Here is a 10,027-nt window from a genome sequence, read left to right on the forward strand (position 1 = left end):
CCAGGGAGACTGACGACGATGGCCGACCGCGTCACGGTGATCGGCTGGGACGGTTCGCCCCTCACCGCCGCGGCCAGGTCCGCCCTCTCCGCCGCCACGCTGGTGGCCGGGGCGGCCCACCATCTCGCGCTCCCGGAGGTGCCACGCGACGCCGAGCGCATCCGGCTCGGCAGCGTCGACCTCGCCGCCCGGCGGATCGCGGTCCATCGCGGCAGCGCCGTCGTCCTCGCCGACGGCGACCCCGGCTTCTTCGGCGTCGTCCGCACCCTGCGGGCCCCCGAGCACGGCCTGGAGGTCGAGGTCGTGCCCGGCGTCTCCTCCGTCGCCACCGCCTTCGCCCGCGCCGGGATGCCCTGGGACGACGCCCAGGTGGTCGTCGCCCACCGCCGTACCCTGCGCCGTGCCGTCAACGTCTGCCGCGCCCACACCAAGGTCGCCGTCCTCACCTCGCCGGGCGCGGGCCCGGCCGAGCTCGCCCTCCTGCTGGAAGGCGTCCACCGCACCTTCGTCATCTGCGAGGAGCTGGGCACCGACCGCGAGCAGGTCACCGTCCTCACGTCCGACAAGGCGGCCGACCATGTGTGGCGCGACCCCAATGTCGTGATCGTCATCGGTGGCACGGGCACCACCACCGTCCAGGGCAGCGGCTGGATCGCGGGCCGCGAGCCCGGCTACCCGTCCGGGGCGCGCGGCTGGGCGCTGCCCACCGAGTCCTGTGCGCAGGACGGCGACGACCGGGAGAGCGGAGGCGAGGGGGAGTCGGAGCAGCTGCGCGCGGCTCAACTGGCCCGCCTCGGGCCCCGTGTCGGCGACCTCGTGTGGGACATCGGCTGCGGCAGCGGCGCCCTCGCCGCCGAGGCGGCCCGCTTCGGTGCCGCGGTGATCGCCGTCGACGCCGAAGCGCGCAACTGCGCTCGTACCGACGCGGCCGCACGCCGTGCCGGCGTCCAGATGCAGATCGTGAACGCCCAGGCACCCCATGTGCTGGAGCGGCTGCCCGAACCCGATGTCGTACGCATCGGGGGCGGCGGGGTCCCCGTCGTCATCGCCTGCGCCGACCGGCGACCGGAACGCATCGTCACGCACGCGTCGACCCGCGACGAGGCGGAGGCGATCGGTGAGGCACTCGCCGCAGGTGGGTACACCGTCGAATGCGCGCTCCTCCAGAGCGTCGAACTGGACCCGGACGGCTGGACGGAGAGGGAACGGTCGGTCGTCTTCCTGCTCTCCGGACGGCAGCCCGACCGCGCCCCCTGACCCGCCGCCGAGGGCCGCGGGGTAGGCTGGCCGATCGTTGTACCGCGCCCGGTCGTTCGTCGCTTCGTTCGTCAATGTCCGGAAAATGGGGTCGCTTTGGCTCCGGTATGTGGTACGTCGGAACCGGGGGACGCGCAACGTGGCGCAGCCCACAGCGGACCGTGCCGGATCTCCGTGCCATGGCCGCGAACGGCCGCGAGAATGCTGTGAGTCCGTGGGGCATCGTGCCGCGCGGCGCACCCGCTCGTTCTTGTTGACGGGCGTCAGGTGCGCGGCGCTGGGCGCCCCGGGCGACGGGGAAGGATCACAAGCGATGGGCGAGGGGTATGCATGACTGACACCGGCCAGATCCCGGGCGAGGGAATGCCCGAGAACGCGGGCGTGGTGGAGCAGCCGGGCATCCCCGGTGCGTACACCTTCCAGGACCCGTCCGAGACCCACTCCGAAGAGGACGATCTGCTGCTCATGCCGGGGGCGCAGGGCGCGTGGAGCGACCCGCAGTCCGTACCGGCGCACCACGGCGCGACGGGCCATGCGCCGGCGCCGATGGCCGAGCAGTTCGCCGCCCCGGCGCACCGGACGGCCCAGGCGCCGATGGCCGAGCACTACGCCTCCGACCAGCCGATGACCGATTACGGCAGCGCCCCGCAGGCGGGAGGCGGCTTCGCCGCTCCGACGGATCTGGGCAGCCCCGCTTTCGACGCCCCGGCGGATCCGGGATCCCCCGGCTACTCCGGCGCTCCCGACCACGCGGTCACGGGCATACAGCCCGCCGCCGGTCCGGGGCAGGGTCTCGGCCCGGTGGCCTCGGCGCAGCAGTCCGCCCTCGCCGAGAACTTCCAGGCGGCGTTCGGGGTCGAGCCGGGTGCGGGCCTGTACGAGGCCGCGGAGAACGGGCAGGCGAACGCACAGCACACCGCACCGGAGGGCACGCCCGAGGCGGCCGCCCACGACGCCGCGCTGCGCGAGGCCGCTGCTCAGGAAGCCGCCTCCCACGAGGCCGCTTCCCAAGCGGCGGTTCACGAGGCCGCGGTACGCGCGGCCGTCGAGCACGAAACCGGTGCCCACGAGGCCGGAGGCCGGCACTCGGGCTCCGTCGACCTCCGCGGCGTCCGCATCCCGCCGTCGTCCGCCACCCCGACGCCTCCGCCGGCGCGGCGTCCCCTGCACATGGGTCCGCCCATGCCCGACACCTCCGGCGGTGTCGTCCGCTCCCTGGCCGACCGCGGTCCCGCGGGCACGGCTCCGCACCCCCTGACCGTGCAGAGCACCCCCGGACCGGCCACGGGCCCGGAGTACCTGGACATTCCGCGGGACGAGACCGGCGCTCCGCTGCCGGGTCCGCAACTGGGGGAGATCCCGCCGCAGGCGGGGGCGCCCTGGAACCCGCAGCCGCAGGTCCCTCGGCCCGAGGCTCCGCAGCTCGTGACCCCGGAGCCGGTACCAGCAGAAACGGTCGTCCCGGAGCCCGCACCTGTCACAGGGGAAGCTCCCGTCGCAACCGAAGCGTCCGTCACACCGGTCGCGACGGAAGCGCCGGTGACGGAGGTGCCGGTGGCGCAAACGCCGGTTCCGGAGCAGGAGGCGGAGCAGCAGCCCGAGGCCGTGCCCGAGCCCGCGGCGGACCAGTCGTCCGAGGGGCACTTCGTGCCGGTCGAGGGCTCGCTGCCCGGCGACCGGCACCAGGCACCCGCACCGGTCGCCGTCGTGCCCGATCAGACGGCCCCGCCGGAGCCGGTCGCGGCACCGGAGGCCGCTGAGGAGGAGCCCGTCCCCGCGATGCCCGAACCCGTCCCCGCGATGCCCGAACCCGTCCCCGCGATGCCGGAGGCCGTCCACGAGGCGCCGGAGGCCGAGGCGGGGCCCGTGTCCGTACCCGCGCAGCCGGAACCCGTCGACGAGATTCCGTCCGCCGAGCCCCTGGCGGAGACCGAGCCCCTGGCCGAGCCCGAGGTGGGGGCCGAAGCCGAGGTCATGGTGCCCGCGCCGCGTGAGGCCCCGGAGCACGTCGTCGTCCAGCACGCGGAGGAGGTGACCGAATCCGCGCCGGAGCCCGAGCCCCTGCCGGAGCCGGACGCCGAGGCCGTACAGGAGTCCCCGCCCATGTCCGTCCAGGACCCCGCGACCGAGCCCGTACCGGAGGAGACCCTTCCGGTCGCCGGGCCCGAACCGGTCGCCGCCGACAACGGGCCCGCGCCCGGATACGACGACGCCGAGCGCGAGGCTGTGCTGCGCGTGATGCGCGAGCGCCGGGACATCCGCAACGGTTTCCGTTCCGACCCCATCCCGCACGAGGTGCTGCTGCGCGTCCTGGAGGCCGCGCACACCGCGCCCAGCGTGGGTCACTCGCAGCCGTGGGACTTCGTCGTCATCCGATCCGCCGAGACCCGGCGTTCGATGCACGAACTCGCCCAGCGCCAGCGTGAGGCGTACGCCAAGTCGCTGCCGAAGGGCCGGGCCAAGCAGTTCAAGGAACTGAAGATCGAGGCGATCCTCGACACCCCGGTCAACATCGTCGTCACCGCCGACCCGACGCGCGGCGGCCGCCACACGCTCGGCCGTCACACCCAGCCGCAGATGGCGCCGTACTCCTCGGCCCTCGCGGTCGAGAATCTCTGGCTCGCGGCCCGCGCGGAAGGCCTCGGCGTCGGCTGGGTCAGCTTCTTCGACGAGCGCGAGATGGTGCGCGCGCTCGGGCTGCCCGAACACCTCGAAGTCGTGGCGTACCTGTGCGTCGGTTACGTCGACGAGTTCCCGGAGGAGCCCGAGCTGATGCAGGCGGGCTGGTCCAAGCGCCGGCCGCTGTCGTGGGTCGTCCACGAGGAGACGTACGGCCGCCGCGCCCTGCCCGGCGAGGACCCGCACGATCTGCTCCAGGAGACCGTCACCAACATCCGCCCGCTGGACGCCAAGGCGCTCGGCGAGGCGTGGGAGCGCCAGAAGCGGATGACGAAGCCGGCCGGTGCGCTCGGCATGCTGGAGATCATCTCCGCGCAGCTGAGCGGACTCTCCCGGATGTGCCCGCCGCCGATCCCCGAGCCCGCGGCCGTCGCGATCTTCGCCGGCGACCACGGGGTGCACGCGCAGGGGGTCACGGCCTGGCCCCAGGAGGTGACCGGCCAGATGGTCGCGAACTTCCTCGGCGGGGGAGCGGTCTGCAACGCCTTCGCCAACCAGGTCGGCGCCGAGGTCTGCGTGGTCGACGTCGGTGTCGCCTCCGACCTGCCCGCGACGCCCGGACTGCTGCCGCGCAAGGTCCGTGCCGGTACGGCGGACTTCACCACCGGCCCCGCGCTGACCCGTGAGGAAGTCCTCGCGGCGGTCGAGGTCGGCATCGAGACGGCCCGTGACCTGGTCGCGGCGGGCAACAAGGCGCTGCTCACCGGTGAGATGGGCATCGCGAACACGACCGTGTCGGCAGCGCTGATCTCCGTCTACACCGGTATCGACCCGGGCGAGATCACGGGCCGCGGCACGGGCATCAACGACGAGATGCACGCGCGCAAGGTCGACGTCGTCCGCCGCGCGCTGGACCTCCACGCCCCGGACCCCGCGGACCCGATCGGTGTCCTGTCCGCGGTCGGTCGGCGGCCTGGAGCACGCGGCCCTGGTCGGCTTCATCCTGGGCGGCGCGTCGCTGCGCACGCCGGTGGTACTGGACGGCGTCTCGGCGGGCGCGGCGGCCCTGGTCGCCCGCGCCGTCGCCCCCGAGGCCCTGGCGGCCTGCATCGCGGGCCACCGCAGCGCGGAACCGGGCCACGTGGCAGCCCTGAACAAGCTGGGCCTGCGCCCCCTGGTCGACCTGGACCTCCGCCTCGGCGAGGGCACGGGCGCACTGCTGGCACTGCCGGTGGTGCAGAGTGCGGCAAGGGCGATGCACGAGGTGGCGACGTTCGACTCGGCGGGTGTGACGGAGAAGTAGCGGGGCGGGCGCCGGTCCGGGCCCATGGGCCCGGACCGGACCGGCCGGGGTGAGGCCGGTCCGGCCGCGTCAGCCGGCGACGGCGGTCGGGCGGCTGCCCTGCCGTGGTGCCACCGCTCTGGCGCGGCGGCTTCCCGCCCGCGGGCCAGGAATCGGGCCGACGTCACACCCCACCCGCGCCGCCCGCCCGGGCACCCCCTCGCCGCCCCCCGATATCGTGGCTCCCACCAGCCGCTTCATCGTCGCAGCGGTCCGCACCTCCGTACGGTACGAGGAGTCCCCACCGCCATGGCCGAGCAAGCGCACGCGCCCGAGCACCCCGCCTACCCCGTCGGGCTCCGCCTCTCGGGGCGACGCGTCGTCGTCATCGGTGGCGGGCAGGTCGCCCAGCGCCGGCTCCCCGCGCTCATCGCCGCCGGTGCGGACATCCTGCTCGTCTCGCCCTCCGCGACGCCCTCCGTCGAGGCCATGGCCGCGTCCGGCGAGATCCGCTGGGAGCAGCGTCGATACGCCGACGGGGACCTCGCCGACGCCTGGTACGTCCTCATCGCCACCGCCGACGCCGAGGCCAACGCACAGGCATCCGCCGAGGCCGAGCGCACCCGCACCTGGTGCGTGCGGTCCGACGACGCCGGTGCCGCGACCGCCTGGACCCCCGCGACCGGGCGGTCGGAGGGCGTGACCGTCGCCGTTCTCACCGGCCGTGATCCCCGCCGCTCCGCCGCCGTACGCGATGCCATCGTCGAAGGACTGCGCGACGGCACCCTCGCCGCGCCCCACCACCGCACCCGGACCCCGGGCGTCGCCCTCGTCGGCGGCGGCCCCGGCGACCCGGACCTCATCACCGTGCGCGGACGCCGGCTCCTCGCCGAGGCGGATGTCGTCATCGCCGACCGTCTCGGCCCCCGCGACCTTCTCGACGAACTGCCGCCGCACGTCGAGGTGATCGACGCCGCGAAGATCCCCTACGGGCGCTACATGGCGCAGGAGGCCATCAACAACGCCCTGATCGAGCACGCCAAGGCGGGCAAGGCCGTCGTACGGCTCAAGGGCGGCGACCCCTTCGTGTTCGGCCGCGGCATGGAGGAGGCCGAGGCGCTCGCCCAGGCCGGTATCCCGTGCACCGTCGTCCCCGGGATCTCCAGCTCCATCAGTGTGCCCGGAGCCGTCGGCATCCCGGTCACGCACCGCGGTGTGGCCCATGAGTTCACCGTCGTCAGCGGCCATGTCGCCCCGGACGACGACCGATCGCTGGTCGACTGGCCGGCACTCGCCAGGCTGCGCGGCACCCTCGTCGTCCTGATGGGCGTCGACAAGATCGGCGCGATCGCCCAGACGCTGACGGCCAACGGCCGCGACCCGCACACCCCCGTCGCCCTGATCCAGGAGGGCACCACGGCGGCCGAACGCCGTGTCGACGCGACCCTCGCCACCGTCGCGGAGACCGTCGTCGCCGAGGACGTACGACCGCCGGCCGTCATCGTCATCGGCGAGGTCGTCGCCGTCGGCCGGCGTCACGCCCAGCATCCGCGTAACCCCCAGTAACCGACTCCTGCCCAGGCGTTGGCACCACCACCAGGAGAAGGCAGTATCACCCTGTGGCCGATCTCATCACTGTCGAGGACCCCGACGACCCGCGCCTGCGCGACTACACGGGCCTGACCGACGTCGAGCTGCGACGCAAGCGCGAGCCCGCCGAAGGTCTGTTCATCGCCGAGGGCGAGAAGGTGATCAGACGGGCCAAGGACGCCGGCTACGAGATGCGGTCCATGCTGCTCTCGGCCAAGTGGGTCGACGTCATGCGTGACGTCATCGACGAACTCCCGGCACCCGTCTACGCGGTCAGCCCCGAGCTCGCCGAACGCGTCACCGGCTATCACGTGCACCGCGGCGCTCTCGCGTCCATGCAGCGCAAGCCCCTTCCGACGGCCGACGAACTGCTCCGGACCACCCGCCGGGTCGTGGTGATGGAGTCCGTCAACGACCACACCAACATCGGCGCGATCTTCCGCAGCGCCGCCGCCCTCGGGATGGACGCGGTCCTGCTCTCACCGGACTGCGCGGACCCGCTCTACCGCCGGTCCGTGAAGGTCTCCATGGGCGCGGTCTTCTCCGTGCCGTACGCCCGTCTCGACGCCTGGCCCAAGGGACTTGACGCGGTACGGGAGGCGGGTTTCAAGCTCCTCGCCCTCACCCCCGACGAGAAGGCCGCGACGATCGACGAGGCCGCACCGCACCGGCTGGAGCGGGTGGCGCTGATGCTCGGGGCCGAGGGCGACGGCCTGTCCACCCAGGCACTGGTCGCCGCGGACGAGTGGGTACGCATCCCGATGGCCCACGGCGTCGACTCGCTGAACGTCGGCGCGGCCGCGGCCGTGGCCTTCTACGCGGTGGCGACGGGCCGCCCGGGGGCCTGAACCGCCCCCGGGGTCCGGGTCACAGCTGCTGGGCCGCGGCGATGCCCAGCGCGACGATCAGCGTCACGACGAAGAAGACGATGATCCGCTGCCGCAGCAGCCTCGGGTTGGCGGGCCGGCGTCCCCCCGACGTCGTCCGTGCTCCGGGCCGGGTGCCCTGCCGCCCCTGAGGGCGGGAGTTGCGCGGCTGCTGCGGCCGCGACCCCGAGGAACCCCCCGTACGCCGCTCCGGCCGCTCACCGCGCTCCAGCCGTTCAGGACGCTCCATGCGCTCCGTACGTTCCATGCGCTCCGGGTGGCGCGACGTCGGCCGGTCCGCCTCGATGCGCTCGCGCTGGGCCGGCGGGCGCGCCTCCGGCAGACCCTGGGCCTCCCGCGCCGCGATCTCCTTGAGCCGCATCGACAGCTGCAGGGTGCTCGGGCGCTCCTCCGGGTCCTTGGCCAGACAGGCGCTCAGCAGCGGGGCGAGCGAGTCGGGCACGCCGTGCAGATGCGGTTCCTCGTGCACGACGCGGTACAGCATCACCTCGGAACCGCCGTGCCCGAACGGCGAGTCCGCGGTCGCCGCGTACGCGAGGGTCGCCCCCAGGGCGAACACATCCGTGGCCGGGGTGACCGCCACACCCCGCACCTGTTCGGGGGCGAGGAATCCGGGGGAGCCGACCGCCGTACCGACATGCGTCAGCGTGCTCGCGCCGGTCGCCCAGGCGATGCCGAAGTCGATGATGCGCGGGCCCTTGGGGGACAGCAGGATGTTCGACGGCTTCAGGTCCCGGTGCACGACACCGGCCTCGTGCACCGCCACCAGGCCCTCGGCGAGCGCCGCACCGACCGAGGCGACCTCGGAGGCGGGGAGGACGCCCTCCTCGGCGACCTTGTCGTGCAGCGAGGGGCCGGGAACGTACTGCGTGGCGAACCACGGCCGTTCCGCCTCCAGATCGGCTGCGACCAGCCGCGCCGTACATCCTCCGCGGATCCGCCGGGCGGCGGACACCTCACGGGCGAACCGCGATCTGAACTCCTGATCCTCCGCCAGATCCGGCCGGATCACCTTCAGCGCGACCCGCTGGCCACGGCGGTCCGACCCGAGATAGACGACGCCCATCCCGCCCGCGCCGAGCCGCCGGTGAAGCCTGAACGAGCCGACGACACGCGGGTCCTCGCGCCGGAGCCGCATCATCGCCATGTCCGTCCCCTACCTACGGTGGGGGAGACCCCACCCCTGCCTGGCGGTGGGAGGAGCCCCACCTCTGCCCAGCGGGCGGGAGGCCCCGCCCCGCTGCCCGGTCGTCCGTCTGACGTGGCACAGCTTACGGATCCCCGCCCCGGTGCGCTCATAGGCCGCGCCCTCGCGGCCCGATCGATTGTCAGTGCCGGGTGGGAAACTTGAAGAGTGGTCAGGGGGCGCCGGATCCATGCCGCTTGGCCCGTGCGAGATCTCAACGGTCCGTCGCAGAAGGGGGATTGGATCTATGAAGGGTGACCGCGTGGAGATAGTGGTGGACGCGGGTGACACGACGCGGACGTACGAAGTCGTGGCAAGCCGGGCGGGTCGCCGGGTGGAGACGGCGGTGCGCAGAGGTGTGGTGGAAGTGAGCGAAGTCACCCGCAACGGAACCGTGGTCCGGACGGCCCGCTTCATGGCCACCAGAGTCCTCGCTCTGGTGGAGCAGCCGGTCCCCCGGGAGGACGCCTCGGAGGGTCCCCTCCGGGAAGACCCCAAGCCCTAGGACGGCATCTCCACCCTGGGGAGTACGCCGGGGGGTGACGGCTCATCCTCCGGGAGGCCCGGCAATCGGTACGCGGGCATGACGCCCGGGGCCCGCGAGATCCCTAATGTTGTTGTCAAGCGGCGGGTGCAGCACTCGTCCCCCGAGGTCAGACACCCGCCGCTTACAGACGAACAGGAGAGGAACCATGGCGGACACGGCATCGCGGACCATGATCCGCACGCAGGGACGCAGGGCATACGCCGCGTTCGGCGGCCGCGCGTCCGGCCGGCGACACCCCTTGGTGGCGACGGCGATGGTTCTTCCCCTGGCGGCACTGCTGGTGGTCGCGTTCGGCGGCTGGGAAGCAGTGGTCACACAAGCGTCGTCCGTGGGCGTGATGCTGGGGCGCTGACCAGCGCCCCGGACCCGGAAGAGCGGTCCGGGTCGGGGACATCCGGCCAAAACCCCGTGGGGACGGGGGTGCGGCGGACGGCAGCAATGGCCGGTCAGCTGGGGAGCTGACCGGCCATCGCGCATTCTTGGCGCGGGTCTTGTGGTGCGGGTTCATTTTGCGCGGGTCCTTGTGGTGCGGGTGCGTGCCCTTGTGTTTGCGCGGGTGCGCTTGGTTGGTGGGTGGGTGCGGGGTTCGGGTTCTCCGGAGGGGGGTGTCCGGACTGCTTTCTCACCGCGCTGCGCGCGAGTTGCTGAAGCTTTGACGT

General features: G+C 73.4%; 6 protein-coding genes and 1 pseudogene. 6 read left to right on the top strand and 1 reads right to left on the bottom strand.

The annotated features are described in order from the left end of the window. Positions 1 to 18: 18 nt before the first annotated feature. The 4 genes and pseudogenes from cbiE (at position 19) to ACFWU3_RS17695 (ending at position 7,596) form a co-directional block, all read left to right on the top strand. Positions 19 to 1,257 (top strand): precorrin-6y C5,15-methyltransferase (decarboxylating) subunit CbiE, encoded by a 1,239-nt coding sequence (cbiE, locus tag ACFWU3_RS17680; RefSeq protein WP_384437771.1) that lies wholly within the window; start codon positions 19 to 21, stop codon positions 1,255 to 1,257. Between the two features lie 330 nt (positions 1,258 to 1,587). After that, positions 1,588 to 5,179: pseudogene (gene cobT, locus ACFWU3_RS17685) on the top strand (nicotinate-nucleotide--dimethylbenzimidazole phosphoribosyltransferase). Between the two features lie 288 nt (positions 5,180 to 5,467). After that, positions 5,468 to 6,724 (top strand): uroporphyrinogen-III C-methyltransferase, encoded by a 1,257-nt coding sequence (gene cobA / locus ACFWU3_RS17690; protein ID WP_384437774.1) that lies wholly within the window; start codon positions 5,468 to 5,470, stop codon positions 6,722 to 6,724. A 53-nt stretch (positions 6,725 to 6,777) separates the two neighbouring features. Then, on the top strand, positions 6,778 to 7,596 hold the full coding sequence (locus ACFWU3_RS17695; RefSeq protein ID WP_313947416.1) for an RNA methyltransferase: 819 nt from the start codon (positions 6,778 to 6,780) through the stop codon (positions 7,594 to 7,596). 19 nt (positions 7,597 to 7,615) lie between these two features. Here the strand turns inward: ACFWU3_RS17695 and ACFWU3_RS17700 are convergent, their stop codons facing one another. Beyond that, positions 7,616 to 8,782, bottom strand: coding sequence for a protein kinase (locus ACFWU3_RS17700; protein WP_384437777.1), 1,167 nt, complete (start codon positions 8,780 to 8,782; stop codon positions 7,616 to 7,618). A 286-nt stretch (positions 8,783 to 9,068) separates the two neighbouring features. Between ACFWU3_RS17700 and ACFWU3_RS17705 the strand changes: the two genes are divergently transcribed. Then, the gene (locus ACFWU3_RS17705; protein WP_384437780.1) at positions 9,069 to 9,326 is read left to right on the top strand and encodes a hypothetical protein; all 258 of its coding nucleotides are present in this window, start codon (positions 9,069 to 9,071) and stop codon (positions 9,324 to 9,326) included. Between the two features lie 187 nt (positions 9,327 to 9,513). Continuing rightward, the gene (locus tag ACFWU3_RS17710) at positions 9,514 to 9,720 is read left to right on the top strand and encodes a hypothetical protein (RefSeq protein ID WP_313947419.1); all 207 of its coding nucleotides are present in this window, start codon (positions 9,514 to 9,516) and stop codon (positions 9,718 to 9,720) included. Positions 9,721 to 10,027: the final 307 nt, after the last annotated feature.

The organism is Streptomyces sp. NPDC058685 (assembly GCF_042714725.1).
Taxonomy (GTDB): domain Bacteria; phylum Actinomycetota; class Actinomycetes; order Streptomycetales; family Streptomycetaceae; genus Streptomyces.

What these genes read in the sequence shown, in the direction of transcription:
- ACFWU3_RS17710 (WP_313947419.1), top strand. Translation starts at nt 9,514, where the DNA reads ATGGCGGACACGGCATCGCGGACCATGATCCGCACGCAGGGACGCAGG.
- cobA (WP_384437774.1), top strand. Translation starts at nt 5,468, where the DNA reads ATGGCCGAGCAAGCGCACGCGCCCGAGCACCCCGCCTACCCCGTCGGG.
- ACFWU3_RS17700 (WP_384437777.1), bottom strand. Translation starts at nt 8,782, where the DNA reads ATGGCGATGATGCGGCTCCGGCGCGAGGACCCGCGTGTCGTCGGCTCG.
- cbiE (WP_384437771.1), top strand. Translation starts at nt 19, where the DNA reads ATGGCCGACCGCGTCACGGTGATCGGCTGGGACGGTTCGCCCCTCACC.
- ACFWU3_RS17705 (WP_384437780.1), top strand. Translation starts at nt 9,069, where the DNA reads ATGAAGGGTGACCGCGTGGAGATAGTGGTGGACGCGGGTGACACGACG.